General features: G+C 61.3%; 28 protein-coding genes. 10 read left to right on the top strand and 18 right to left on the bottom strand.

Annotated features, from left to right (window positions below):
* Nucleotides 1-33 precede the first annotated feature (33 nt).
* On the top strand, nucleotides 34-447 hold the full coding sequence (locus tag AC1D06_RS12315) for a cupin domain-containing protein (RefSeq protein ID WP_477879415.1): 414 nt from the start codon (nucleotides 34-36) through the stop codon (nucleotides 445-447).
* A 2-nt stretch (nucleotides 448-449) separates the two neighbouring features.
* On the opposite strand, the gene AC1D06_RS12310 is transcribed toward AC1D06_RS12315, so the two are convergent.
* The 6 genes from AC1D06_RS12310 to AC1D06_RS12285 form a co-directional block, all read right to left on the bottom strand.
* Nucleotides 450-944, bottom strand: a complete 495-nt coding sequence (locus AC1D06_RS12310) for a hypothetical protein (protein WP_477879414.1) — start codon at nucleotides 942-944, stop codon at nucleotides 450-452.
* A 61-nt stretch (nucleotides 945-1,005) separates the two neighbouring features.
* On the bottom strand, nucleotides 1,006-1,350 hold the full coding sequence (locus AC1D06_RS12305; protein WP_477986437.1) for a hypothetical protein: 345 nt from the start codon (nucleotides 1,348-1,350) through the stop codon (nucleotides 1,006-1,008).
* Nucleotides 1,351-1,384: 34 nt separating this feature from the next.
* A complete protein-coding gene (gene hydA, locus AC1D06_RS12300) occupies nucleotides 1,385-2,839 on the bottom strand; it encodes a dihydropyrimidinase (RefSeq protein ID WP_477879410.1) in 1,455 nt (484 codons plus the stop codon).
* Entirely contained in the window at nucleotides 2,832-3,071 is a 240-nt protein-coding gene (locus tag AC1D06_RS12295; protein WP_477986436.1) for a hypothetical protein, read from the bottom strand. Before AC1D06_RS12295 ends, hydA begins: the two co-directional genes overlap by 8 nt.
* 35 nt (nucleotides 3,072-3,106) lie before the next feature.
* Nucleotides 3,107-3,475 carry a hypothetical protein gene (locus AC1D06_RS12290; protein WP_477986435.1) on the bottom strand — a complete coding sequence of 123 codons (369 nt, stop codon included), beginning with the start codon at nucleotides 3,473-3,475 and terminating at the stop codon, nucleotides 3,107-3,109.
* A complete protein-coding gene (locus AC1D06_RS12285; RefSeq protein ID WP_477879474.1) occupies nucleotides 3,472-4,725 on the bottom strand; it encodes a Zn-dependent hydrolase in 1,254 nt (417 codons plus the stop codon). The genes AC1D06_RS12290 and AC1D06_RS12285 overlap by 4 nt, the downstream gene beginning before the upstream one ends.
* 242 nt (nucleotides 4,726-4,967) lie before the next feature.
* Here AC1D06_RS12285 and AC1D06_RS12280 point away from each other — a divergent pair, with 242 nt between their 5' ends.
* Nucleotides 4,968-5,609 carry a TetR family transcriptional regulator C-terminal domain-containing protein gene (locus AC1D06_RS12280; protein WP_477879406.1) on the top strand — a complete coding sequence of 214 codons (642 nt, stop codon included), beginning with the start codon at nucleotides 4,968-4,970 and terminating at the stop codon, nucleotides 5,607-5,609.
* Between the two features lie 52 nt (nucleotides 5,610-5,661).
* Nucleotides 5,662-6,441: a sulfite exporter TauE/SafE family protein gene (locus AC1D06_RS12275; RefSeq protein ID WP_477879405.1), complete on the top strand. Its 780-nt coding sequence runs from the start codon at nucleotides 5,662-5,664 to the stop codon at nucleotides 6,439-6,441.
* Between the two features lie 3 nt (nucleotides 6,442-6,444).
* On the opposite strand, the gene AC1D06_RS12270 is transcribed toward AC1D06_RS12275, so the two are convergent.
* A complete protein-coding gene (locus tag AC1D06_RS12270) occupies nucleotides 6,445-6,777 on the bottom strand; it encodes an SMR family transporter (RefSeq protein ID WP_477879472.1) in 333 nt (110 codons plus the stop codon).
* 431 nt (nucleotides 6,778-7,208) lie between these two features.
* Here AC1D06_RS12270 and AC1D06_RS12265 point away from each other — a divergent pair, with 431 nt between their 5' ends.
* A complete protein-coding gene (locus AC1D06_RS12265) occupies nucleotides 7,209-8,012 on the top strand; it encodes an AraC family transcriptional regulator (protein ID WP_477986434.1) in 804 nt (267 codons plus the stop codon).
* A gap of 70 nt (nucleotides 8,013-8,082) precedes the next feature.
* Nucleotides 8,083-8,694 (top strand): LysE family translocator, encoded by a 612-nt coding sequence (locus AC1D06_RS12260; RefSeq protein ID WP_477879402.1) that lies wholly within the window; start codon nucleotides 8,083-8,085, stop codon nucleotides 8,692-8,694.
* Between the two features lie 2 nt (nucleotides 8,695-8,696).
* Here the strand turns inward: AC1D06_RS12260 and AC1D06_RS12255 are convergent, their stop codons facing one another.
* Nucleotides 8,697-8,990, bottom strand: coding sequence for a type II toxin-antitoxin system RelE/ParE family toxin (locus AC1D06_RS12255; RefSeq protein WP_477986433.1), 294 nt, complete (start codon nucleotides 8,988-8,990; stop codon nucleotides 8,697-8,699).
* Entirely contained in the window at nucleotides 8,978-9,250 is a 273-nt protein-coding gene (locus AC1D06_RS12250) for a CopG family ribbon-helix-helix protein (RefSeq protein WP_477879398.1), read from the bottom strand. Before AC1D06_RS12250 ends, AC1D06_RS12255 begins: the two co-directional genes overlap by 13 nt.
* Before the next feature lie 159 nt (nucleotides 9,251-9,409).
* Here AC1D06_RS12250 and AC1D06_RS12245 point away from each other — a divergent pair, with 159 nt between their 5' ends.
* Nucleotides 9,410-10,420, top strand: a complete 1,011-nt coding sequence (locus AC1D06_RS12245) for a ligase-associated DNA damage response exonuclease (protein WP_477879470.1) — start codon at nucleotides 9,410-9,412, stop codon at nucleotides 10,418-10,420.
* Nucleotides 10,417-12,039 (top strand): cisplatin damage response ATP-dependent DNA ligase, encoded by a 1,623-nt coding sequence (locus tag AC1D06_RS12240; protein ID WP_477986432.1) that lies wholly within the window; start codon nucleotides 10,417-10,419, stop codon nucleotides 12,037-12,039. The genes AC1D06_RS12245 and AC1D06_RS12240 overlap by 4 nt, the downstream gene beginning before the upstream one ends.
* 12 nt (nucleotides 12,040-12,051) lie before the next feature.
* On the opposite strand, the gene greA is transcribed toward AC1D06_RS12240, so the two are convergent.
* Both greA and AC1D06_RS12230 read right to left on the bottom strand, forming a co-directional pair.
* Nucleotides 12,052-12,534 carry a transcription elongation factor GreA gene (greA, locus tag AC1D06_RS12235; protein ID WP_477986431.1) on the bottom strand — a complete coding sequence of 161 codons (483 nt, stop codon included), beginning with the start codon at nucleotides 12,532-12,534 and terminating at the stop codon, nucleotides 12,052-12,054.
* 144 nt (nucleotides 12,535-12,678) lie between these two features.
* The gene (locus AC1D06_RS12230; protein ID WP_477879392.1) at nucleotides 12,679-13,137 is read right to left on the bottom strand and encodes a MarR family winged helix-turn-helix transcriptional regulator; all 459 of its coding nucleotides are present in this window, start codon (nucleotides 13,135-13,137) and stop codon (nucleotides 12,679-12,681) included.
* A 76-nt stretch (nucleotides 13,138-13,213) separates the two neighbouring features.
* Here AC1D06_RS12230 and AC1D06_RS12225 point away from each other — a divergent pair, with 76 nt between their 5' ends.
* Both AC1D06_RS12225 and AC1D06_RS12220 read left to right on the top strand, forming a co-directional pair.
* A complete protein-coding gene (locus AC1D06_RS12225; protein ID WP_477986430.1) occupies nucleotides 13,214-14,137 on the top strand; it encodes a haloalkane dehalogenase in 924 nt (307 codons plus the stop codon).
* A gap of 127 nt (nucleotides 14,138-14,264) precedes the next feature.
* The gene (locus tag AC1D06_RS12220; RefSeq protein WP_477986429.1) at nucleotides 14,265-15,143 is read left to right on the top strand and encodes a mechanosensitive ion channel family protein; all 879 of its coding nucleotides are present in this window, start codon (nucleotides 14,265-14,267) and stop codon (nucleotides 15,141-15,143) included.
* Between the two features lie 6 nt (nucleotides 15,144-15,149).
* Here AC1D06_RS12220 and AC1D06_RS12215 read toward each other — a convergent pair whose 3' ends face one another.
* Both AC1D06_RS12215 and AC1D06_RS12210 read right to left on the bottom strand, forming a co-directional pair.
* Nucleotides 15,150-16,481 (bottom strand): pyridoxamine 5'-phosphate oxidase family protein, encoded by a 1,332-nt coding sequence (locus AC1D06_RS12215; RefSeq protein WP_477986428.1) that lies wholly within the window; start codon nucleotides 16,479-16,481, stop codon nucleotides 15,150-15,152.
* Nucleotides 16,478-16,948 (bottom strand): pyridoxamine 5'-phosphate oxidase family protein, encoded by a 471-nt coding sequence (locus AC1D06_RS12210; protein ID WP_477986427.1) that lies wholly within the window; start codon nucleotides 16,946-16,948, stop codon nucleotides 16,478-16,480. The genes AC1D06_RS12215 and AC1D06_RS12210 overlap by 4 nt, the downstream gene beginning before the upstream one ends.
* 138 nt (nucleotides 16,949-17,086) lie before the next feature.
* On the opposite strand from AC1D06_RS12210, the gene AC1D06_RS12205 reads away from it, so the two are divergent.
* A complete protein-coding gene (locus AC1D06_RS12205; protein WP_477986426.1) occupies nucleotides 17,087-18,625 on the top strand; it encodes a flavin-containing monooxygenase in 1,539 nt (512 codons plus the stop codon).
* A gap of 356 nt (nucleotides 18,626-18,981) precedes the next feature.
* Here the strand turns inward: AC1D06_RS12205 and preA are convergent, their stop codons facing one another.
* The 5 genes from preA to AC1D06_RS12180 all read right to left on the bottom strand — a co-directional run bounded on the left by preA (nucleotide 18,982) and on the right by AC1D06_RS12180 (nucleotide 23,649).
* Nucleotides 18,982-20,295: an NAD-dependent dihydropyrimidine dehydrogenase subunit PreA gene (preA, locus tag AC1D06_RS12200; RefSeq protein WP_477986425.1), complete on the bottom strand. Its 1,314-nt coding sequence runs from the start codon at nucleotides 20,293-20,295 to the stop codon at nucleotides 18,982-18,984.
* Between the two features lie 15 nt (nucleotides 20,296-20,310).
* Nucleotides 20,311-21,672, bottom strand: a complete 1,362-nt coding sequence (locus tag AC1D06_RS12195; protein ID WP_477986424.1) for an NAD(P)-dependent oxidoreductase — start codon at nucleotides 21,670-21,672, stop codon at nucleotides 20,311-20,313.
* Between the two features lie 94 nt (nucleotides 21,673-21,766).
* Nucleotides 21,767-22,171, bottom strand: coding sequence for a DUF4180 domain-containing protein (locus AC1D06_RS12190; protein ID WP_477986423.1), 405 nt, complete (start codon nucleotides 22,169-22,171; stop codon nucleotides 21,767-21,769).
* A 37-nt stretch (nucleotides 22,172-22,208) separates the two neighbouring features.
* Nucleotides 22,209-22,628 carry a CopD family protein gene (locus AC1D06_RS12185; RefSeq protein WP_477986422.1) on the bottom strand — a complete coding sequence of 140 codons (420 nt, stop codon included), beginning with the start codon at nucleotides 22,626-22,628 and terminating at the stop codon, nucleotides 22,209-22,211.
* 121 nt (nucleotides 22,629-22,749) lie between these two features.
* Nucleotides 22,750-23,649 (bottom strand): helix-turn-helix domain-containing protein, encoded by a 900-nt coding sequence (locus AC1D06_RS12180; RefSeq protein ID WP_477986421.1) that lies wholly within the window; start codon nucleotides 23,647-23,649, stop codon nucleotides 22,750-22,752.
* Nucleotides 23,650-23,718: the final 69 nt, after the last annotated feature.

Raw genomic sequence — 23,718 nt, 5'->3', positions numbered from 1 at the left:
CCGCCCTTTGATTTATTTGGAAGAGGTATTTCTATGTCATCATCCGAGCTTCCCGAATGCAAGCTGATCCGTCCCCAAATTCCCTATGACGGCAAGCAGGGTTTTTCCTACCTCGAAGGCATATCGAAGGAATCCTCGGGCTCCAAGGGCATTGCCATGATGCTGCTCACCGTACCGCCGGGCGGCCGCGCCAAGGCGCATATGCATGAGGGGCATGAGACGGCGATCTTTGTTCTGTCGGGAGAAGTCGACACGTTTTATGGCGAAAAGCTCGAACATCGCGTCGTCACCAAGGCCGGTGACATGTTCTATATCCCGGCCGGCGTACCGCACCTGCCGGTCAACCGGTCGAAGACAGAGTCTGCGACTGCGGTGATTGCGCGGACGGATCCGAACGAGCAGGAAAGCGTGGTGCTGCTGCCGGAATTGGAGAAATTTGCGGATTGAGGTCATGCAAACCTCCATTTGCCAAACCCCAACCCGAAGCCGATGGCGCCGAAAAGATATGTCGCAATGATGCCTGCCGGCAGGGACGTCCATGCCATCCGCGCTAGGCCGTCGGTGATAGACGCACCACCACCCAGCAGGATGTTGAGTGTCATGAGGGCGATCGTCGGACAGAGGATGCCAACGATCATGAAGACAATCCAGTTGCGGGGCAGCAGGAACCGGAAGACAAGCGCGCCGACAATCGTATAGGGCAGTGCGAAGACCCCGCCAAAGACGAAGCCGACCACGCATAGTTGCCACATCTGGCGAGCCAATTGGCTGACATCTGCCGCCGGATCGACGAGGGACCCATCGGGGAAAAGACATTCAACCAGCGAGAACAGAAAGGTGCCTGCCGCGATTGCTACAACATATCCTAGCACGAAGCGTCCGGCGAGATTAAGCAGGCGTAAACTGCTTTGCATCGGCGCCGGATGTGGCTGTACATCGCTCATGGCTGCTCTCCCACTCGCTGCCTCATGAACGAGCGCCTGTTGTCGAGATGGCGATCTGCCCTTATTTGCATCGCTTGAACGGCCCCCATGACGTTCCGTCGCTGAAATCGACGCGGTAGCTGTCGTGGCCGGTGCGGATCACGTTCGCCGTCATCGTCGTCTCTCCCGCCTCGCCTTCGTCAGCGCAGGAGATCGTGGTGCTCACCGTGTTGCCGGACGTTTTATCGATGCTCTTGATACTGCAAAAGGCGACAGAGCTTCTGATAGCATCGCGCGTCAGGAGAATGAAATCGCTATCACCAGTCGATTCCTCGGTCTTGCCAAATTGGCACCCCAACTTGTCGCCATATTGACCATCGATGGCCAGGGATGCAGCCCCTGCGGAAAGCGGCGCCGCGCAGATCAACAAAAATGCGATGATGAGGCGGCACCGGCTCATATCAAACCCCGCTTGCCGGGATGCCGGCGCGCTGCACCTTGCGCGGCGCGGTGACCTCTTTCCACTTCGTCAGCGCGGACGACACCGCCGGGAAGGGTTCGCGGGCGACAAACTGGCCGTGGCCTTCGCGTGTCTTCACCGTCGCTTCCTCGATCGCGACATAGCCGCGGGTCAGGGTAAAGCGCGGCAGGCCGGTCACGGTCTTGCCTTCGAAGACGTTGTAATCGATCGCCGACTGCTGCGTTGACGCCGAAATCGTCTTCGAGCGGCTCGGGTCCCAGACGACGATATCGGCATCGGCGCCGACCAGGATCGCGCCCTTCTTTGGATAGATGTTGAGGATCTTGGCGATATTGGTCGAGGTCACGGCGACGAATTCATTCATCGTGATGCGACCGGTGGCCACGCCGTGCGTCCAGAGCATCGGCATGCGGTCTTCGAGACCGCCGGTGCCGTTGGGGATCTTGGTGAAATCGCCGACGCCGGTGCGCTTCTGCTTGGTGGTGAAGGCGCAGTGGTCGGTCGCCACGACCTGCAACGAGCCTGCCTGCAGGCCGGCCCAGAGGCTGTCCTGGTGGCGCTTGTCGCGGAAGGGCGGGCTCATCACCCGGCGGGCGGCATGATCCCAATCGGGGTTGGCATATTCGCTCTCGTCGAGCGTCAGATGCTGGATCAAGGGCTCGCCATAGACGCGCATGCCGTTCTGGCGGGCGCGACGGATGGCTTCATGCGCCTGTTCGCAGGAGGTGTGCACGACATAGAGCGGCGCGCCGACGGCGTTGGCGATGATGATGGCGCGATTGGTGGCCTCGCCTTCGAGCTCGGCGGGGCGGGAATAGGCATGCGCTTCGGGGCCGTTATTGCCTTCGCCGAGCAGCTTTGCCTGCAATTGTGCGACGACGTCGCCATTTTCCGCATGCACCAGCGGCAGGGCGCCGAGGGCTGCACAGCGCTGGAAGGACGAGAACATTTCGTCGTCGTCCACCATCAGCGCGCCCTTATAGGCCATGAAGTGCTTGAAGGTGTTGATGCCCTTTTCCTTGACGACGGTTTCCATCTCGTTGAACACCTGCTCGCCCCACCAGGTGACCGCCATGTGGAAGGAATAGTCGGCATTGGCGCGGGTCGACTTGTTGTCCCACATCTGCAGCGCTTCAAGCAGCGATTGGCCAGGCGAGGGCAGGCAGAAATCCACCACCATGGTCGTGCCGCCGGCAAGCCCTGCGCGGGTGCCGCTCTCGAAATCATCGGAGGAATAGGTGCCCATGAACGGCATTTCGAGATGCACATGCGGATCGATGCCGCCGGGCATGACATAGCAGCCGGTGGCATCGAGCGTCTCGTCGCCGGAAAGGTCTTGCCCGATCTCGACGATCTTGCCGCCGTCGATCTTCACATCAGCCTTGTAGGTCAGGTCGGCGGTGACGATGGTTCCGCCCTTGATGACTTTAGACATCTTCATTACTCCCAGTCAGATGGCTTTTCGCTTGGCGAATATAGAAGTCGTAGTGCTCGCTGAAGATGATCGGATTGAGTTTTTCGAGGCATGCTTCAAGCGCCCAAAGCGCAGTTCTTTCCGGTTCATCGAACAGTCCGATTTCATCGAGTTTTTTCTCCAATCGTTCCAGGCAATCCGAGAGAACCAGCAATTCGGCCATGCTCAAAAGCACCGGCACGTCCTGGCTCATGTCGATGGTCGGCCTCAGAGATACAGGTTCAAGCGTCATGCCTCGTCCTTGGCTGCTACGGCGACGACTTTCGAGTTTCCRCTCAATGCGGCTTTCAGAGCTACTGCAAACCAGATCACCATTGTCGGCAGAATGCCAAGCAGGAGAACAAATTCCAACGCGTCGAGATATTCTCCTCTTGCCGTTGACATATATTCGAACATGTCTGCCAAGCTATCTCCGGTCGCGCTTCTGACATTCCTTTGTCCCTGGTCGAACAGCTGCATCATGTTTTGATGCTCTCGCCAGAGACTAGTGTATGTGCTGCGCAGTTCGACGAGGTTGACGACCTTTACCAGCAACCCAATCCAGACCAGCGGGGCAAAGAGCCATATGAGCGCCAGCTCTGGAGACGGCTTTTTCACTCCACAATCCCTGCCGTCTCCACCACCGCGCGGAGTAGCACGTCGGCGCCGGCTGTGGCCCATTCCTTGGAGATGTCCTCGGCCTCGTTGTGGCTCAGACCGCCGACGCAGGGGCACATGACCATGGTGGCGGGCGCTACTTTGGAGGCCCAGCAGGCGTCGTGGCCGGCGCCGGAGATAATGTCCATATGGCTGTAGCCAAGATCTTCCGCGGCCTTGCGCACCGAGGCGACGAGGCCGGGGTCGAAGGTGACCGGGTCGAAATGGCCAACGGCCTCGATCGAACAGCCGACACCCAGCGCAGCACAAATGTCCGCCGCCTTGGATTCGATCTCGGCCCGCATCTTGTCGAGCTTGGCCTGTTGCGGCGAGCGGATGTCGACGGTGAAGATCACCGTGCCGGGCAGCACGTTGCGCGAATTGGGCGAGAATTTCACCTGGCCAACGCCGCCAACGCAGCCAGGCTGGTTTTCCATGGCGACGCCCTGGACCATTTCCATGATCCGGGCCATGGCGAGGCCGGCATTGACGCGCAGGTTCATCGGCGTCGAGCCGGTATGCGCCTCGCGGCCGGTGAGCGTGAATTCCAGCCACCACAGGCCCTGACAGTGGGTGACGACGCCGATCTGCTTGTTTTCGGCTTCGAGGATCGGTCCCTGTTCGATATGGTATTCGAAATAGGCATGCATCTTGCGCGCGCCGACCTGTTCGTCGCCGACCCAGCCGATGCGCTTCAACTCGTCGCCGAACAGCTTGCCGTCCGGGTCCTTGCGGCTATAGGCATAATCCTGCGTATGCACGCCGGCGAAGACGCCGGAGGCGAGCATGGCGGGGGCGAAACGGGCGCCTTCCTCGTTGGTCCAGTTGGTAACGACGATCGGGTGCTTGGTCTTGATGTCGAGATCGTTCATCGAGCGGACGACTTCCAGCGCCGAGAGCACGCCGAGCACGCCGTCATACTTGCCGCCCGTCGGCTGGGTGTCGAGATGCGAGCCGACATAGATGGGCAGCGCATCCGGATCGGTGCCGGGGCGGGTGGCGAACATGGTGCCCATCGTGTCGATGCCCATGGTCAGGCCAGCGGCGTCGCACCATGTCTTGAACAGGTGCCGTCCTTCATTGTCGCTATCGGTCAGCGTCTGGCGATTGTTGCCGCCCGCGACGCCGGGGCCGATCTTGGCCATGTCCATCAGCGAGTCCCACAGACGATCGCCATTGACACGCATATTTTCGCCGGGTGCAGCCACGATTCATTCTCCCTCGGGCGATCCGCCCGTTCCTGGCGCCTTGATCGGCGCAGCATGTTGTTCCCACGCGGTCTTTCGGGCTGTTGATTGTTGCTTTTCCCGAAATGGACAGTTGCGTTTCGGCGACGTTTTGTCCAATAATTTGACCGTTTGGTAAACATTACAATTTCTGACGCAGCACTCAAGCCGAAAAGAACGGATCTCTACAATTTTCGGCGTGGGATGAGGCAGGATCGGCAGACGTCATGGCAATACCCAGGGCAGCCCGGACACAGCGTCGCACGCGTATCCAGGAGGAGAAGGAAGAGCAGATCCTCGAGGCCGCCCTCGATGTCTTTTCCATGCATGGTTTCCGTGGCGCGACCATCGACCAGATCGCCGAGGTTGCCCGCATGTCGAAGCCGAACCTGCTCTACTATTTCCGCACCAAGGAGGCGATGCACCGGGCGCTGATCGAGCGCGTGCTCGACACCTGGCTGGATCCGCTCAGGGCCTTCGACGCTGAAGGTAGTCCCGAGGCCGAGATTCGATCCTATATCCGCCGCAAACTGGAAATGGCGCGCGATTTTCCACGCGAAAGCCGGCTCTTCGCCAATGAAGTGCTGCGCGGCGCGCCGCTGATCGAAGATGAACTCAAGGGGCCGCTGAAACAGCTGGTCGATGAAAAGGCGGAGGTGATCCGCGCTTGGGCCAAGGCCGGCAAGATCGCCAAATGCGACCCCTACCATCTGATCTTTTCCATCTGGTCGACGACGCAGCATTATGCCGACTTCGATGTGCAGGTGCGGGCGGTGCTAGGGCAGGAAAAGGCGGGTGAGGGGCGGTTCGAAGATGCGGCGCGCTATCTCGAACAGCTTTTCATGGGCGGGCTGAGTATTTCGAAGTAAGCGAGAGTATCATCTTTTTCCCTCCGATTCGCTCAAGATCTGCCGCCTCCAAATGCACTTCCTCGCCATCATCGAAGGCACGCTCGCGGCTTATCCGGTCAAGACGCTGGCGCTGCTGTTCATATCCATCCTGGTCGCCGGCGTCGCGCGCGGCTTTTCCGGTTTCGGTGCGGCACTGATTTTCGTGCCGCTGGCGAGCGCCTTGATAGGCCCGAAGATGGCAAACCCGATCCTGCTGGTGATCGATGCTGTTTGCGCTTCGAGCCTGCTGCCAGGCGCAACAGGCAAGGCGGACAAGAAGGATGTCGGTGCGATGTCGATCGGCGCTTTGTTCGGGGTGCCGGCCGGCGTCGTGCTGCTCGTGCATCTTGATCCGATCGTCGTGCGCTGGGTGATCTCGATCACCGCGCTCGGCTTTCTCGGACTGCTGATTTCCGGCTGGCGATATCGCGGCAAGCCTTACCCGCCGCTTGCGGCCGGGGTCGGGCTCGTGGCTGGAGTTTATAGCGGCGCAGCGCAGCTCGGCGGGCCGCCTGTGGTCGCCTATTGGCTGGGTGGTGCCAATTCGGTCGCGACTGTGCGGGCCAATATCGTGCTCTATTTTGCCATCTCGTCGATCTTCTCGGCTGTAAGCTATTATTATGCCGGCCTTTTCATCACCGACGTCTTCCTGTTGTCGGTGATCTGTGGTCCGCTCTACGCCATTGGCCTGTTTATCGGGGCGCGATCCTTCGGGCTTGCCAGCGAGCAGACGTTTCGGCGCATCTGTTACGTGCTGATCGGCGTGGCGGCGGTCAGCAGCCTGCCGCTACTCGACGGGTATCTGCGTTAGAGCTCAGTGACTAACCGATTTCGACACGAGATTGATGATCAGCACGCCGGCGATGATCAGCGCCAGACCGATCACGGCCGCCAGGTCCAGCTTCTGGCCGAACAGCAGCCAGCCGGCCATGGCAACCAGCACGATGCCGGCGCCGGACCAGACCGCGTAGACGATGCCGACTGGCACCGTGCGGGTCACCAGCGACAGGAGATAGAAGGCAAGGCCGTAGCCGAGGATGGCGAGGACGCTCGGCATAAGACGGGTAAACCCGTCCGTCCGCGCCAAGGCGGAGGTGGCAATGACTTCGGCGACGATGGCAGCGGCAAGCAGGATATAGGTCATGATGGCAGCCTGAATATCGGTTGCTACCGCCTTTCGCTACTCTCGCGCCGGCAGAAATCGCCGCCGACAGATCATCGCGTCATTGCCGACGAGACGAGTCATTGGCTCACCTTCCTTCCCATCGTCAATTCCGCTCAAAAAATAAGCGTGCACAATATTTCACTTGAAATGTTTTGTGCTCGTTAGCCGGCTTGAAATTGGCCTGAACAGGTCTACATTGGAATCATCGTCAACGTAGTGAAAGGAAGGTGATCCAATGTCTAATGAGTTTGCGGTACTCGTGTCCGGCTTTGGAAAAGTGGTGAAGATTGCGGGGCAGCCCTCGCTCTGAACCCACCTTCCTTAGGGTCGCGCCAATGCGATCCGGCCTGACACAGGCCAATTCTCATGGGGGCCGCTTTAGAAAGCGGCCCTTTTGATTTTCTGGAGGTTCGATGCCCAAAGGCGGATTCCTGATGCGGCGGACCAGCCTGCCCGGGATCGAGGCAGTCGAGGCCGATAGCAATCATCGTTTTCCAAAACACACGCATGAGCAGTTCGGTATAGGGGTCATTTTGCGCGGTGCCCAGACGTCGCTCAGCGGTCGCGGCGTGGTGGATGCCGGGCCGGGCAACGTTATCACCGTCAATCCCGGCGAAGTGCATGATGGCCTGCCAATCGATGATCAGGGGCGGGCGTGGCGGATGCTCTATTTCGATCCGGCAATCATGCTCGATGTGCTCAGCGATATTTTCGACGAAAAGGGTGTCCAGGAATTCCACCATCCGGTGCTGGCGGACGGCATGGCTGCGACGCAATTTCTGACACTCTACGCGCTGGCGACCTCTGGCCAGACGAATGCGGCTTTAGCACAGCAAAACCGGCTTTTTCTTCTCATCGAGAGCCTGGTCTCCGATCACGGCGTGGAGGCAGCATATGGTGTCCCCGATGCGCTGCGCCGCGTGCGTGCGTTGCTCGATGACGTCCCCGCAGACGATGTCACGCTTGATGATCTGGCGCGGGTCAGCGGTCTCAGCCGCTTCCAGGTGCTGCGCGGGTTCTCGCGCCTGACCGGGCTGTCGCCGCATGCCTATCTGATGCAGAGGCGGGCGGATCGCGCCCGGCAATTCATCCGGCAGGGCATGGCGCTGGCGGAGACTGCCGTGGCGAGCGGCTTTGCCGACCAGAGCCATATGACGCGCATTTTCGTCGGCAAATATGGCGTGACGCCTGGCGTCTATGCCGCGGCTTTCCGCTGATCTGCAATCCTGTTCAAGACCGCTGGCACGGTTCCGGCTCATCTCTGCGGTGTCTCACAGGGAGGTCGCCATGAGCCCGGAATTTCTGATCACCAGTTTCATCATCGTTGCTTCGCCCGGCACGGGTGCGATCTTCACAATTGCCACCGGGCTTTCGCGCGGGGCGCGGGCGAGTATGGTCGCCGCCTTCGGCTGCACGCTCGGCATCGTACCGCATCTCGCTGCCGCGATCGGTGGGCTGGCGGTGATCCTGCATACGAGCGCGCTCGCCTTCGAACTGTTCAAATATCTCGGCGTCGCCTACCTGCTCTACATGGCCTGGCATTCCCTCAGGGAAGGCGGTGCGCTGAAGGTCGAGGGCGAGAAGAAGGAGCGTTCGGCGTTGCAGGTCATTGTGCATGCGGTGCTGATCAACATCCTCAATCCGAAATTGTCGATCTTCTTCCTTGCCTTCCTGCCGCAATTCGTCACCACGCGCGATCCGCATCCGCTTCAGAACATGCTGATGCTGAGCGGTGTGTTCATGGCGATGACCTTCGTCGTCTTCGCGCTCTACGGCCTGTTCGCCGCGTCGGTGCGCGACCGGATCATTTCGAGGCCGGCGGTAATGGCCTGGATGCGGCGAAGCTTTGCTGCTGCCTTCGTGCTGCTGGGGGTACGGCTGGCCTTGGCGGAGCGTTGAAGTTAAAAGCCCGCTTGTTTCTGATGTCGGAAAGCCAGAATGATGACTTGGTCAGTGGGCCGCTCGTAGATGTAAAGCGCCACATAGCCTGAGTCACCGAAGGGGATCAGCAACTCCCGGAGCTCGGTGTTTTTCGTTGATGGCCTTCCCATTTCAGGAGAGGTCTTTAGCGACATGAAATGTGCAGTGATCTCAACAAATGCACGTTTTGCTGCTTCCGGATTTTTCGATGTCAGGAATTTTCGGCAGCGATCAATGCCTCGCCGTGCTGTTTCGGTAATGATTACTTGTGGCATTCGGGTGGATCAGTCTCTTCGTCCGTGCCCCAGCCTTTCAGCCAATCGTGTACTTCTTCGACCGTCAGATGCAAGCCGGTTTCCTTGTAATGCTGCCAAGATGCGAGCGCCTCCTTTTCGAACGAGGACCTCGCTTCTTCCGCCTCGACATATTGCCGGATAGCCTCCTTCATGATCCAGTGAGGCGAACGCTGCTGCTCTTCCGCCAGGGCGCGAACACGCTCTTTCATCGCGTCGTCAAGTTTGATGGAAAGTGCCATTGTCGCTTCCGGTATTACCTATCGATACCCACAGTATACCTGATCTCGCTGCAATGTCGACATCGTGCGGGTGAACCCACCGACCCATAGAGTCGTTACCGCCGATGTGGGCAAATCACTACTGCTTGAAACTGTCACGCTTCGGTATATCTCTTGGCTATGCGCGCTTCCGACCTGCTTCTGCCGATGCCGCAGGGCCTCTATTGCCCGCCCGGCGACTTTTATATCGATCCCGTTGTGCCGGTGGCGCAGGCGCTGATCACGCATGGCCATTCCGATCATGCGCGTTCCGGCCATGCCAAGGTGCTGGCGACGGCTGAGACGCTCGACATCATGGCAATCCGCTATGGCGACGGTTATGCCGGGCAAAGGCAGGCGGTGCGGCTCGGCGAAGTGATGGATATGAATGGCGTCACGGTGAAATTCGTACCCGCCGGGCATGTCCTCGGCTCCGCGCAGATCGTCGTCGAGAAGGACGGCATGCGCATCGTTGCCTCCGGCGACTACAAGCGGCGAAAGGATGCGACCTGCCTGCCGTTCGAGCCGGTCGAATGCGATGTGTTCATCACCGAGGCGACGTTCGGGTTGCCGGTGTTCCGCCATCCTGACGATGGCGATGAGATCGGGCGGCTCTTGCATTCCGTGGCGCAGTTTCCAGAACGTACGCATCTGGTCGGCGCCTATGCGCTCGGCAAGGCGCAGCGGGTGATCAGCCTGCTCAGACAGGCGGGCTATGATCGGACGATCTATATCCATGGGGCGCTGGAGAAGATTTCTTCCTATTACCAGAGCCGCGGCGTGGATCTTGGCGAACTGGCGCCGGCGACGCTGGAGAAGGGCAACAAGGCGGATTTTGCCGGCGAAATCATCGTCTGCACGCCATCGGCCTTTTCCGACCGCTGGGCGCGGCGGTTTGCCGAACCAGTCACCTGCTTTGCCTCCGGCTGGATGCAGATCCGCCAGCGCATAAAGCAGCGCGGTGTCGAACTGCCGCTGGTGCTGTCGGATCATTCCGACTGGGACGAGTTGACGGAGACGATCACTGAGACCGGCGCCTCGGAAATCTGGGTGACGCATGGCCGCGAGGAGGCTTTGGTGCGCTGGTGCGAATTGCACCAGATTTCCGGCCGGCCGCTGCATCTGGTGGGCTATGAGGACGAGGCGGAATGAAGGCGTTTTCCGAACTCATCGACCGGCTGGTGCTGACGCCATCGCGCAACGGCAAGCTCAAATTGCTGAAGGATTATTTCGCCGAGACGCCCGATCCCGACCGCGGCTATGCGCTGGCGGCGCTGACCGATGGGCTCGACATTCCGGCGGTCAAGCCGGCCCTGCTCAGGGCGCTGGCAGTCGAGCGGATCGATGAGGTTCTGTTCGCCTATAGTTACGACTATGTCGGCGACCTCGCTGAAACGGTGTCGCTGGTCTGGCCGGAGAACGAGGTTCTGGCCGACCTCGATCCTCTGCCGCTCTCCTTTGTCGTCGAGACGCTGATGAAGGCGTCGAGGACCGAGGCACCGAAGAAATTCGCGGCCATCCTCGATCAGCTCGACGCGCCGGGGCGTTATGCGGTGATCAAGCTGGTCACCGGCGGCTTACGCATCGGCGTGTCTTCGGGGCTGACGCGGCAGGCGCTGGCGGATTTCGGCGGCCAGGACGTGGTCGAGATCGAAGAACTGTGGCACGGGCTGAAAGTGCCCTACACCGATCTGTTCGCCTGGCTGGAGGGCAAGACCGGCAAGCCCGAGAATGCCGCCAAGGCACTGTTCCGGCCGGTCATGCTTGCCAATGCGGTGCAGGACGGTGATCTCGATGGCCTGAGCCCCGAAGACTATCGCGTGGAATGGAAATGGGACGGCATCCGCGTGCAGGTGAGTTCCGAGGGCGGCGTGCGAAAGCTCTATTCGCGCAGCGGCGACGAAATCTCCGGCGCCTTTCCTGACTTGATGGCAGCGATCGATTTCGAGGCGGTGATCGATGGCGAGCTCCTGGTCGGCAAGCCGCCGGGCTATGTCGGCACGTTCAGCGAATTGCAGCAGCGGCTGAACCGCAAGACGGTGTCGGCCAAGACGCAGGCGCAATATCCGGTCTTCGTACGCTGCTATGACCTTCTCATGGAAGGCGGTGAGGACACACGCGACCTGCCGTTTGACCAGCGTCGCGCTCGGCTGGAGACGCTGGTCGCAAAACTCGATCCGGATCGCTTCGACCTGTCGCCGCAGCTCGATTATGACAGCTGGCAGCATCTCGACGACCTGCGCCGCAAGCCGATCCACCCGATCATTGAAGGCGTGATGCTCAAGCACAAGGATTCGCCCTATCTGCCGGGTCGCAAGAAGGGGCCGTGGTTCAAATGGAAGCGCGATCCGCACACGATCGATGCGGTGCTGATGTATGCCCAGCGCGGTCACGGCAAGCGCTCGAGTTTTTATTCCGACTATACGTTCGGCGTCTGGCAGGAAGAGGAAGGCATCCGCACGCTGGTTCCGGTCGGCAAGGCCTATTTCGGCTTCAGTGACGAGGAACTGGCCCAGATCGACAAATATGTGCGCGACAACACGATCGAGCGGTTCGGGCCGGTGCGTTCGGTCAAGGCGACCGAGGAGCACGGGCTGGTGTTTGAAGTGGCGTTCGAAGGCATTGCGCGCTCGACCCGGCACAAGTCCGGTGTGGCGATGCGGTTTCCGCGGATTTCGCGGCTGAGGTGGGACAAGCCGGCGGCGGAGGCCGATACGATCGAGACGCTGGAAGCGATGCTGGACGAGAAGGCGGTATCGCCGACCGCCTGAGGCACTGGCGCCTCAAGAAATGGCGATGATTTCCAGTTCCTGATCGCCCACGGTCACGACGTCGCCAACAGACTTTCCCATGAGACCTCTCGCCACGGGCGAGACGAAGGAGATCGATCCCGCCTTGGGATCGGCCTCATCCTCGCCGACGATACGATAGGTCTGCACGCGCCCGTCGTCGCGGCTGAATTTGACCGTATTGCCAAAGGCGACGATGTCGAACGTGGTCGGGTCGGCGATGACCTGGGCCGTGCGCACGCGCTCGGTGAGATAGCGGGCATCGCGCAGCGGAATGGCCGCCTGCCGCCGGCGCTCATTGACATCCTCGATCCCGCTTACCGCGTCATAGGCCATGCGCGCCTCCCGAAGCTGCTGCTCCAACGCCTTCAACCCGGCCTCCGTCACGAGGTTGGGGTGCGGGGAGATGGCACGGTCGGGAAGCAGGGTTTCCGAAGCGGTTTCGGCACTCTCTTCCTTCGTGAAGGCAACGCTCAATTGTCGAACTCCCATTCGATTGCCGCGAACTCCGGCCGCGGCTGATGCGCAAGCCCGCAAGCTTGCCAGATACATAGATAGGATGGCAACCTGAGAAATCGAACTTTTCGGAGTGCGATGAGCGGTGGTCGACCTCCGCGCTCGTCAGTTCTCTTCCCCATCGTCCAGCTTCTGCGTCGCCGCCAGCACGGATCGCAGCGCATTTCTGAGCGCCTCGATCTCCTCCGGGCTCGTCAGTTCCGCCCAGCGCGCGTCGACGGCGCGACCGGCGGCGCGGGCGATGGGGCTGATCTTCTTGCCGCGTTCGGTGACGAAGACCAGTCGCGCACGCTTGTCGCTAGGGTCAGGTCTGCGTTCGACAAGCCCGAGTTTTTCCAGCTCCTCGATGGTCTGCGTCATGCTCTGCTTGCGCACATGCGCAAGCTTTGTCAGTTCGGCAACCTGGATGCCCTCGGGTGGCACGAAGGTGAAGACATTGGCGTAGTGCGGACGCAGGTCGCCGAAACCTTCCTCGGCAAGCTTGGTGTCCACGGCCAGCGTCCATTGCTGATAGGTGAGCCTGAGCAGCAGGCCGAGCGAATTGTAATGCGAATTTTCCGTCATCGATATTGACAGGTACCTGACTAAATTCCATATTGGTCAGGTACCTTACTATATTGGTTCCGGAAAGGACAGTCCCATGCCCGACATCAATGTGCTTGCCTCCCATATCCATTATGAAGACTGCGGCGAAGGCGTGCCCTTCGTTTTCCTGCATGGCAACCCCGCCTCGTCCTTTGTCTGGCGCAAGGTGTTGCCGCATTTTGCCGATGTCCGCTCGCTGGCGCCGGACCTGATCGGCATGGGCGGTTCCGGCAAGCCGGAGATCGACTACAGTTTTGGAGATCATGCCGCCTATATCGACGCCTGGATGGATGCGCTCGGGCTCGATGGCGTTGTTCTTATCGGCCATGACTGGGGCGGGGCGCTGGCCTTCGACTGGGCCTCGCGGCATCCCGAGCGCGTGCGCGGTGTTGCCTTCATGGAGACGATCATCCGGCCGATGGGCTGGGACGACCTGCCCGGCGCCGGCTCGCGGCCGCGCTACGAAATGCTGCGTTCGCCGGCCGGTGAGCAGAAAGTGCTGGACGAGAATTTCTTCATCGAACAGGCCTTGCGCGCCACGATCATGAGCGGCCTGAGTGATGCCGACCTCGACGTCTATCGCGCGCCTTATCCGACGCGCGAAAGCCGCCGACCGCTGCTCGCCTGGCCGCGGTGTACACCGATCGAGGGCGAGCCGAAGGATGTCGTGGCGCGGGTCGAGGCCTATGACCGCTGGCTGGCAGCCAGTCCTGACGTGCCGAAACTGCTGCTGACATTCGAGGGCAGTCCGGAGACACTGCTGATCGGCCCGGCAATGATCGACTGGTGCTGCGGCAATATCGCCGGCCTGGAGGTGGCCGGCTGCGGACCGGCAAAGCATGTCGTGCCGGAGGACCAGCCGGATGCGATTGCGCACGCGGTGATCGGCTGGGCAGAGGGGAAGGGGCTTATGCGCTCTCGCAACAACATTGGCATCGGAAATGATCGGCCAAATGAGGCGAATCTGACCATCGCCTAAAGGCCTCGATCGCCTGTTTGAGGATGACGCAAGCCTCTCTCGGGAGGTTGCGACGATAAATTAGATGCGGAACCATTCTTTTCGACGTTGCGTTTGGCAGGCATTGCCAACCGTAGCGGAGCGGAGCATGAATCCCCAACCAACCGATATCCTTGTCGCCGTTCGCGCGGCGATCGCGCAGGCCGGCGCGCTGTTGGTGCAGTATTCCTTCTCGATTGTCGGTGCTTTCGTGCTGCTGGTGGCCGGCTGGGTTGCGGCACGCTACCTGCATCGCTGGGCGCTGTCCGGCATGCAGCGCATCCATGGTTTCGACGTCACGCTGGCGCATTTCCTGTCGAACATCATCCGCTACGCCATAATGATCATGGTGCTGATTGCGGTGCTCGGCCAGTTTGGGGTGCAGACGGCCTCGATCCTGGCCGCGCTCGGCGCCGCCGGCCTGGCGATCGGACTTGCGCTCCAAGGCACGCTGCAGAACATCGCTGCCGGCATTATGCTGTTGATTCTCAGGCCATTCCGGGTCGGCGAAACGATAGAGGCGGGCAATGTCTCGGGCACGGTGCAGGAAATCGGTCTCTTCGCCACCGAACTCCGGACCGGCGACGGGCTTTACCTGATCGCGCCGAATGCGACGCTGTGGAACACGCCGGTCAAGAATTTCAGCCGCCTGCCGACGCGGGGGCTCAGCCTGGCGATTATCGTCCCGGCTGATACCGATGTGCGGCAGGCCGATACCATCCTGCGCGGCATTGCCACCCGTGACCAACGGGTGATGACCAATCCCGCGCCGTCGGTCGGCGTTTCGGAGGTGACGCAGGACACGCTCAAGCTGACGCTCAGCGCCTGGACCAGCAGTTTGGACCATGGCAGCGTGTCGCAGAATCTCGCCAAATCCGCCAAGATCGCGCTCGACCAGCTTCGCGGCGCAAAGTCCGAGACGGAGCCGGAAGAGAAGGTGCGCGTCGAGCCGCCGCCGGAGCCGCGGGCAGCGCAGCGGGCGCGCTGAGGTGGATCATTCCACCGTCCGAATGCTTGGAGCACCATCGATCGACAGCGTTATCCTGCCGCGGCCGGAATGGGTGAGGCGCACCGGGAACTGCTTCGCCTCTAGTCGCCGCCTCAGCAGCAGTAGCCGGGTTTCGAGATTGTCCTTGAGGTCGGGCAGGCGCAGCCCATCCGCCAGCCGGATTTCGCGATTGCTGAATTCCGTGCGGCCTTCCCGAAGATGGCGGTCGATCAGGAAGGCGAGCAGCCGGCCTGCGACACCCTTGATGACGTAGTTGTTGTCGATGAAGACGCTGTCGTCGAAGCTGTGATGGACGATCTGCACCGTCCTTCCGTTCGGCCGGACGCTCGGCGGCGATTCGGCTTCGGCCTCAACGTCATCATCGGCGTCCGCCAGCGCCAGGGCAGCCGCCGCCTGCCGCGCCAGCATTTCGATCGCCGTCACGTCCTCGTCACGGAAAGCCATGCGCTCGCGGCTTTCGACGAAGATGACGCCCCGCACGTTTGCGCGGACGATCATCGGCACCGCGAGCTGGCTCATTGCATCGGCGAGCCGCGGGAAAAGAATGGTGCGGGTGAGATTCTCGTCGCGGTTCGATTCCTTGATGATCGCCTGGCCGAAACGCTCGATCCGGCTCATGTCGCTGACCTTGATCGAACGGCCATGGGCGGCGGCCGAGGCGATCAGGTCGTCCTTGTTGCGAATTTCGGAACCGAGGCCTGATGTCTCGTAGCCGATGCTGCCGACCGTGGTCAGCGTGCCGCATTCGGCATCGTTGAGCAGGATCAGTGCGCTTTCGCAGCGCAGTTCGCGATGCAGACCGCAGAGCAGGGCGTCGATAATCCCATCAGCGCGCGTTTCCGCCTCGATGGCCTTAGCGACGTTGGCGACCTCGGCAAAGCTTACTGGCCGGCGTCTGGGCGTCGCGGTGATCTCGGCGGCGGAGGGCACGGCACGCAGTGACAGGACCTCAAAAATGTCGGCGCTCTTCAGCCGCATGATACCGGCCATGCCGACCTGGGCGCTGCTCGCCTTGAGCTGCAGCGCGATGCGCTCGAACAATTCGCCCTCGTCGACCGAGCGCTCGAAGCGAATATCGAGCGTATATTGCTGGCCGTCATTGCCGTCGACCAGCAGCAGGGTGACGTGCGGATTGGCGCGGATATTGGCGAGCGTCTTGGCGAAGAACTGGTTGGAAAGCGCGACATGGTGTTCGTCCACCATGACCACATGCGAGAGATAGGAAATGTTCGGGGTGCCGTCCGCCGAGGTGGTGGCGACGATCGATGGGATCACGCCTTCGAAGCAGCCATGCAGGTCGGATAAACGAAGGCTCATCGACGCGACCCCGCCAACATGCCGGCATTGGGCCCAGGCGTCTGCACATAGACCTCGCTAACATTGAGCGTTGCCAGCAGCGGTTCACGGGTCGTCAGCCACGGGCCGATGAGATTGCGCGGTACGCCGAGGCCGTGCAGTTCCGCTTCCATGCTGCGGATGTAGCCGTCCGATCGTTCGATCTCAGTCGGCTTCGGCATGCTGACCCAGGCCTTGCCCTTGATCTGGTAGGAGGTGTATTTCGAAGGGCTGACTACGGTCACTGCCATCCTGCCGGTCTCGTGGATATTCTGTGCAGTTTCCGGCCATTGCCAGGCGGAAAAGACGATTTCCAAATGGCCTTCCTGCTCGGCTTCATGGACGCCCATACCGCGCGCGATTGCGGGCCTAAGATCGGTGCTCGCCGTGCCGAGAATGATCATCAAGGGTTCGCGCAGGAACTGTTTCAGGCTCTCGCTGAGTTGCACGTCCATCCCCCAATTGCTTCTCGAAATGTTGTTTAGCAAAGATTTAGGAAACGTACATCGGGGGTTAGGGACCATTTAGGAACGGGCAGACGGAGAAGCAGGTATCGAGCTTTCATCGCAAATTCGTGGAGCTCAACCATGCAGAACGTCATTCCCCATATCATGCCTTCCCGCACCGTCGCCGTCATCGGCGCCGGCCCTGCCGGTCTTGCGGCTGCCCGCTGGCTCACGCAGCGCGGCTTCGAGCCGATCATCTTCGAAGCCTCCGCTGGTCTCGGCGGTCAATGGAACCAGGGTGCGGTGCATAGCGCCGTCTGGCCTGGCATGCGCACCAATACCAGCCGGATCATGACTGCTTTTTCCGATCTCGATTATCCCGAGGGCACGGCGACCTATCCGCGCCACGACGAGGTTCTGGCCTATCTCCAAGCCTATGCCGAAAAATTCGACCTCACCCGGCTAATCCGCTTCGGCACGCCCGTGAAACTGCTCGACCGGGCGCCCGGGCAAGGCTGGGTGATCCATTCCAGGCAAGATGGCCATCCGCATGCGGAAGTCTTTGCCCAGGTCGTGGTGGCGAGCGGCCGGTTCGACAAGCCGCGGCTGCCCGATATTGCCGGTCTCGAAGGCTTCTCCGGCGACCTGGATGTGATCCACACGAAGGATTATCGTGGTGCGCAGGTCTATGAAGGCAAGACCGTTCTGGTCGCCGGCTGCTCGATCAGTGCGCTGGAGATCGCCTCCGACCTGGCATATGGCGGCGCCAAGGGTGTGGTCGCCAGCTATCGGCGGCAGCGCTATGTCCTGCCGAAGCTGATTGCCGGCGTGCCGACCGACCATGTGATGTTCACCCGTGCAGCGTCGCTGGCTGGCAAGGCGGTTCCGTTCGAAATGCTGGCGGCGGGAATGAAGGAGAAAGTGGTGTCGGTGTCAGGCTGCCCAAGCCGGTTCGGTGCAATGGTGCCGCACCAAAACATCTTCGCTGCCGGCATCACCCAATCCCAGCATTTCCTGCCCGCCGTGGCCGAGGGGCGGATCAAGGTCGCGCCGTGGATCGAGCGCATTGATGGACGTACGGTTCTGTTCAAGGACGGCACCATTGCCGAGGCCGATGGCATCATCTGCGGCACCGGCTATGACATCTCGCTGCCCTGGGTGGCGCCTGCGATCGCAGAGACGCTTGCGATCGAGTGCGACCGCATCGATCTCGCCCAGCATACATTCCATCCCGAGCTGCCGGGGCTGGCTTTCCTCGGCCTCTATGACGCGATAGGTCCGACCTTCCCGGTCATGGAACTGCAGGCGCGTTGGGTTGCCGCGGCGTTGTCGGGCACGGTGCCAATGCCGTCGGCCGACACCCTGCGGCATGGCGTCGAGGTCGCGCGTGCCGGCCGTGCCGGTCCTGCCGGCGTGCCGATGCACGATCTGGCGCTCTTGTTCGCTGGCAATGCCGGCTGTGAGCCGAGCCTGATGGCGAGGCCGGAATTGCAGCGAGCACTCCTCTCCGGACCGCTTTCGGCGGTCTCGTTCCGGCTCGAAGGGGCCGACATCCTGCCTGATGCTGTCGAGCGAACCAAGGCAGCAGCCGCGGCTTTCGGCCATATCGCCTCCAGTGACTCTACGCCGGAGGAAAGCAAGATGCTGTCGATCATCCTGCCGGAGATGCAGGCGGCCTGATCCCGCTGGCAATTCCGGATGCAGCCCGGGCGGTCTATGCCCCCGCCTGGGCTGCATAATTCGGACGGTCGGCGTCGCGCCACCACCGATACGAAAGGTCGTGCCGGTGGAGTGGGGGCGCAGTTATTCTGTTGCTTGACGGGCATCACCTGTAATCGACGCACCGTTGGAGACGGCCCCTCATCCGGCTGCCGCCACCTTCCCCCGTTGAAACGGGGAGAAGGGACTTGTGGCAATGTCGGTGCCCCATCTGCCTTCGCCCCGCGGGCGGGGAGAAGGTGCCGGCAGGCGGATGAGGGGCCGGCCGCAGCAGTGGATCCAATGACGGGCGGTGCCCGTCCATCAGCTCAAAACAACTACTCCGCTGCCTGCTTTGCCATCGGATTGTTCGGATGCGTGGTCCAGTTGGCATAGGTATCGCTGACCACCTTGCCCGTCCGCTTGTCCATTTCACCCGCCGCGAGCTGCTCCATGGAGATACAGTTCTCGACCGGACAGACATCGACGCAGAGATTGCAGGCGACGCATTCTTCCTCGATCACTTCGAAATGGCGCACGCCGTCCTTCATCGACATGATCGCCTGGTGCGAGGTGTCCTCGCAGGCGGCATAGCAGCGGCCGCACTTGATGCAGGCGTCCTGGTCGATCTTGGCCTTGGCGATGTAGTTGAGGTTGAGATACTGCCAGTCGGTGACGTTGGGCACGGCGCGGCCGCGGAAATCTTCCAGCGTTGCATAGCCCTTCTCGTCCATCCAGTTTTCCAGGCCGGTGATCATCTCCTCAACGATTTTGAAGCCATAGGTCATGGCGGCGGTGCAGACCTGGGCATTGCCGGCGCCGAGCATCATGAATTCGGCGGCGTCGCGCCAGGTGGTGATGCCGCCGATCGCCGAGATCGGCAGGCCGCGGGTTTCCGCATCGCGGGCGATTTCGGCCACCATGTTCATGGCGATCGGCTTGACGGCCGGGCCGCAATAGCCGCCATGCGTGCCCTTGCCGTCGATCGACGGCGTGGGGGAACAGGTGTCGAGATCGACGCCGGTGATCGAGTTGATCGTGTTGATGAGCGACACCGCATCGGTGCCGCCAGTGCGGGCGGCGCGGGCCGGGCGGCGGATATCGGTGATGTTGGGGGTGAGCTTGGTGATCACAGGCATGCGCGAATATTGCTTGCACCAGCGCACGACCATTTCGATATATTCCGGCACCTGGCCGACCGCAGCGCCCATGCCGCGCTCGGACATGCCGTGCGGACAGCCGAAATTGAGCTCGATGCCGTCAGCCTCGGTTTCCTCCACCAGCGGCAAGATGGCCTTCCAGGCATTTTCCTCGCAGGGCACCATGATCGAGGCGATCAGTGCCCGGTCCGGCCAGTTCTTCTTGACCATCTTCATTTCCTGCAGGTTGACCTGCAGAGGGCGGTCGGTGATCAGCTCGATATTGTTGAGGCCGAGCAGGCGGCGGTCGGCGCCCCAGATGGCGCCATAGCGTGGGCCGTTGACATTGACCACCGGCGGGCCTTCCTCGCCGAGTGTCTTCCAGACCACGCCGCCCCAGCCCGCCTTGAAGGCGCGCTCGACATTGTAAGCCTTGTCGGTCGGCGGCGCCGAGGCCAGCCAGAAGGGGTTGGGCGATTTGATGCCGACGAAATTGTTGCGGATATCAGCCATGTCTCAATCCTCCCTTCAAGCGACTGCGGTGGCCGGCTGGGTCGCGGCCATGAATTGACGATGGATGGATTCGGCCGCATCGCGGCCATTGGCGACGGCGGCGACCGTCAGGTCCTCGCCGCCGAGAATGCAGTCGCCGCCCGCCCAGACATTGGCGAACGAGGTGCGGCCTTCGCTATCGGCGACGATGCGGCCGCCTTCGAGTTTCAGGCCGGAAAGGGCAGGGGCGTCGAATTTCTGGCCGATTGCCTTGAAAATCTGGTCGGCGGCGATGATGCCGGATTCGCCCGTGGTGACCAGCTTGCCGTCGCGGATCTCGGTATAGGCGACCTCGATGCCGGCGACCTTGCCGTCCTTGCCGATTACCGCTTTCGGTGCCAGCCAGTGGCGGATGGTGACGCCCTTGGATGCGGCCAGGTCCTGTTCGTATTCGGAGGCGTTCATATGCTCCTTGCCGCGGCGATAGCAGATCGTCACTTCTTCGGCGCCGAGCAGCTTTGACTGGATCGCGGCGTCGATGGCGGTCATGCCGCCACCCAGCACGACGATGCGGCGGCCGACAGGCACGTCGTCCTTGGTCTTGGACTGGCGCAGGCCGGCGATGAAATCGACGGCGTCGGAAACGCCATCCAGTTCTTCGCCGCCAACGTTGAGCGCATTGACGCCGGCAAGGCCGAGGCCAAGGAAGACGGCATCATACTGGCCTTGCAGATCGGCAAGGGTGAAATCGCGGCCGAGCGCCTTGCCATTTTCGATGGTGATGCCGCCGACCGAGAGGATGTAATCGACCTCGTCCTGGGCGAAATCGCCGGGCGCCTTGTAGGCGGCGATGCCATATTCGTTGAGGCCGCCGGATTTTTCGCGAGCGTCGAGAATGGTGACGCTATGGCCTTTCAGTGCGAGGCGGTGGGCGCAGGCGAGACCGGCCGGGCCGGCGCCGACCACGGCGACCTTCTTGCCCGAGGGTGCGGCGCGCTTATAGAACTGCTTGTCGGCCTTCATCGCCGCGTCCGTGGCGTAGCGCTGCAGGCGGCCGATCTCGACCGGCTTTTCCTCGGCCGTGTTGCGGACGCAGGCCTGTTCGCAAAGCGTTTCGGTGGGACAGACGCGCGCGCACATGCCGCCGAGAATGTTCTGGTCGAAAATCGTCTTGGCGGCGCCGATCGAGTTGCCCGTCGATATCTGGCGGATGAACATCGGGATATCGATGGAGGTGGGACAGGCCGTCATGCACGGCGCGTCATAGCAGAAATAGCAGCGGTCGGAGGCGACCAGCGCCTCGTGTCTGTCAAAAGCCGGATGCAGGTCGGCGAAATTGGCCTCATAGGTCGGTTGATCGAGCCGACCGGGATGGATTCCGGGCGCGAGATTGCTCATCTTTGTCGTTCCCCTTTTTGTTTCATTGAAGGGAAGGTAACAAAGCTCTAAAAATTTATCAAACGGTAAAATTTTTGTTCGTGAAAAATTCCGCTCAGCGGTTTCTTGCGGTTAGGCGGCCGACCAGCGTGGGCATATCGGTGACGAACCAGATCCAGCGGCCGCGATTGCAGTCGCGGATGAAATCGGCAAACGGTTGGCTGTCCGGCACGCGCGCGGCGATGTCGCCGACAAAGGCGACAGTGATGCGGTAATTGACCAGCTTCTGGCTCATCGCCACGGCCACGCCGGTGCGCAGATGGAAGAATTCTTCGGGCAGGCAATCGACGGGAATGACGATGGTCGAAACAGATTGCGCCCAGGCCTGGGTGATCAGCTGGTTGACATGGTGCTTGATGTCGAACAGATGGCTGCCGTCGCGAACGGCGAGGATGCGATGGCTGCCGAAAGTCTCGACCGCCGTCGCTATCGCATCTGCACTGTGCTCGATGACCGCCATAACGTTACCTCTGCCTTACAGGTAGAGGCGTAACGTTTCAAAACGGCTTTACGATCACCAGAATCGCGATAACCGCGAGAAAAATTATCGTGAGAAGCGCCGATTGCCTCAAAAATCCGGAAATCGGCTTGTCCGGCATGGTCTGCAGGCGGCGGAAAGCGCCCGATTGCATGCCATGCAGAGCCGACAGGATCACCACCAGCAGCATTTTCACATGCAGCCAGCCGTCATGGAACCAGCCGCCCATATAGGCAAGCGTCAGGCCGAGGATCCRGACGAAGGTCAGCGCGATGCCGGTCACCGGCCCATTCCAGCGTTTGGCCGCTGCGGCGATCCGGCTCGTCTCCGGTGTACCCGGTTTCAGTGTGAGCAGCAGGAAACCGTTGAGGATCATGCCGCCGACAAAGACGAAGACGGCGAAGACATGCGCGGCCTTGAGCCAGGTATAATAATCCATTGGGGAGCCCTCCGTTTGGGGGGGTATATAGAGAGCGGAGTTTCGTCGCGCCAGAGTGGATGAGTGCGCTTCCTCTTTCTCGGACATCGCTTGTGGCGCCTCCCTTCCGGGGAGCGGTTCGCTACTCCGCCGCCTGTTTGCCCCGCGCCGGGCGGCTGCGTTCGCGTTCGCGGAATTGCCGCGGCGTTTCGCCGGCTTCGCGGGAAAAGAAGCGGGTGAAATAGGCCGGGTCGGCGAAGCCGAGAGCGTAGGCGATTTCCTGTGCCGTGGCGACGGTGAAGACGAGGTCGCGCTTGGCCTGGGAGATGATCTTGTCGCTCAGGAGCTCGTTCATCGTGCGGCTGGTCTGGGCCTTGGTGATGCGGTTGAGATGCGTCACCGAGACGCTGAGCTCCCTGGCGTAGAATTCCACCGGCAGGTGTTCGCGGTAATGCGCGCCGATCAGCTCCTTGAGCTTTATGATGCGGGCCATGTCGCGGCTGGCGGCGGGGTCTTCGTCGGCAAGCGGGCTTGCAATCGCGGCGGCCAGCGTCAGCACCGTCGTCACATAGGCCTCGACCAGGCCATAGCGGGCGCCGAAGCCGGAGGCGAGCTCGCGGCCGATCCGGTCGAGCGTGGTGGCGATATAGGGGCTGTCGGGATGATCGTCGGCGAGTTTGACCAGCCGCGGCCGGCTGGCGAACAGGCGAAAACTGTCGCGGCCGCTGAACTCCACCCTTTCCGTGAGGATGGTGATCACCTGGCCGTCGATGTCGCGCGAGAAGCGGAAGCCATGCGTGACCTTTTCCGGCATGAAGACCAGGGCGCCTGGTTCCAGCCGATGAACCTCGTCGCCGATCAGGGCGTCGCCGCTGCCGCTCCTGACCTGCAGGATTTGAAAGAAATGATCGTGGCGATGCTGCTTGATTTCCCAATTATGGCGGCTCGAGCGCTCGAAGATCGATTCAGCGTGGATCCAGAAGTCAGGCGTGGCATCTCCGGCCTCTCCATAGAGGCCGTAGGTCGGTACGTTGGTTTTCATGCCCTCCTCCCGGGCAGTCGCACGGGTGCACTTCTCCGAGCCCCGTGTTCTGAAAATGCAATTCTTTGC

Source organism: Rhizobium sp. P2_G2 (assembly GCF_056403555.1).
The sequence above is the reverse complement of the archived record's forward strand: the minus strand, read 5'-3'. Positions and strand labels throughout refer to the sequence as shown.

Excerpts from the sequence above, each read along its gene's own strand:
- AC1D06_RS12195 (WP_477986424.1), bottom strand. The coding sequence starts at position 21,672 with ATGAGCAATCTCGCGCCCGGAATCCATCCCGGTCGGCTCGATCAACCG.
- AC1D06_RS12250 (WP_477879398.1), bottom strand. The coding sequence starts at position 9,250 with ATGGCACTTTCCATCAAACTTGACGACGCGATGAAAGAGCGTGTTCGC.
- AC1D06_RS12295 (WP_477986436.1), bottom strand. The coding sequence starts at position 3,071 with ATGAGCCAGGACGTGCCGGTGCTTTTGAGCATGGCCGAATTGCTGGTT.
- AC1D06_RS12190 (WP_477986423.1), bottom strand. The coding sequence starts at position 22,171 with ATGGCGGTCATCGAGCACAGTGCAGATGCGATAGCGACGGCGGTCGAG.
- AC1D06_RS12230 (WP_477879392.1), bottom strand. The coding sequence starts at position 13,137 with ATGACGGAAAATTCGCATTACAATTCGCTCGGCCTGCTGCTCAGGCTC.
- AC1D06_RS12240 (WP_477986432.1), top strand. The coding sequence starts at position 10,417 with ATGAAGGCGTTTTCCGAACTCATCGACCGGCTGGTGCTGACGCCATCG.
- AC1D06_RS12220 (WP_477986429.1), top strand. The coding sequence starts at position 14,265 with ATGAATCCCCAACCAACCGATATCCTTGTCGCCGTTCGCGCGGCGATC.
- AC1D06_RS12275 (WP_477879405.1), top strand. The coding sequence starts at position 5,662 with ATGCACTTCCTCGCCATCATCGAAGGCACGCTCGCGGCTTATCCGGTC.
- AC1D06_RS12315 (WP_477879415.1), top strand. The coding sequence starts at position 34 with ATGTCATCATCCGAGCTTCCCGAATGCAAGCTGATCCGTCCCCAAATT.
- AC1D06_RS12265 (WP_477986434.1), top strand. The coding sequence starts at position 7,209 with ATGCCCAAAGGCGGATTCCTGATGCGGCGGACCAGCCTGCCCGGGATC.
- AC1D06_RS12255 (WP_477986433.1), bottom strand. The coding sequence starts at position 8,990 with ATGCCACAAGTAATCATTACCGAAACAGCACGGCGAGGCATTGATCGC.
- AC1D06_RS12180 (WP_477986421.1), bottom strand. The coding sequence starts at position 23,649 with ATGAAAACCAACGTACCGACCTACGGCCTCTATGGAGAGGCCGGAGAT.
- AC1D06_RS12225 (WP_477986430.1), top strand. The coding sequence starts at position 13,214 with ATGCCCGACATCAATGTGCTTGCCTCCCATATCCATTATGAAGACTGC.
- AC1D06_RS12205 (WP_477986426.1), top strand. The coding sequence starts at position 17,087 with ATGCAGAACGTCATTCCCCATATCATGCCTTCCCGCACCGTCGCCGTC.
- hydA (WP_477879410.1), bottom strand. The coding sequence starts at position 2,839 with ATGTCTAAAGTCATCAAGGGCGGAACCATCGTCACCGCCGACCTGACC.
- AC1D06_RS12215 (WP_477986428.1), bottom strand. The coding sequence starts at position 16,481 with ATGAGCCTTCGTTTATCCGACCTGCATGGCTGCTTCGAAGGCGTGATC.
- AC1D06_RS12310 (WP_477879414.1), bottom strand. The coding sequence starts at position 944 with ATGAGCGATGTACAGCCACATCCGGCGCCGATGCAAAGCAGTTTACGC.
- AC1D06_RS12280 (WP_477879406.1), top strand. The coding sequence starts at position 4,968 with ATGGCAATACCCAGGGCAGCCCGGACACAGCGTCGCACGCGTATCCAG.
- AC1D06_RS12245 (WP_477879470.1), top strand. The coding sequence starts at position 9,410 with ATGCGCGCTTCCGACCTGCTTCTGCCGATGCCGCAGGGCCTCTATTGC.
- preA (WP_477986425.1), bottom strand. The coding sequence starts at position 20,295 with ATGGCTGATATCCGCAACAATTTCGTCGGCATCAAATCGCCCAACCCC.
- AC1D06_RS12260 (WP_477879402.1), top strand. The coding sequence starts at position 8,083 with ATGAGCCCGGAATTTCTGATCACCAGTTTCATCATCGTTGCTTCGCCC.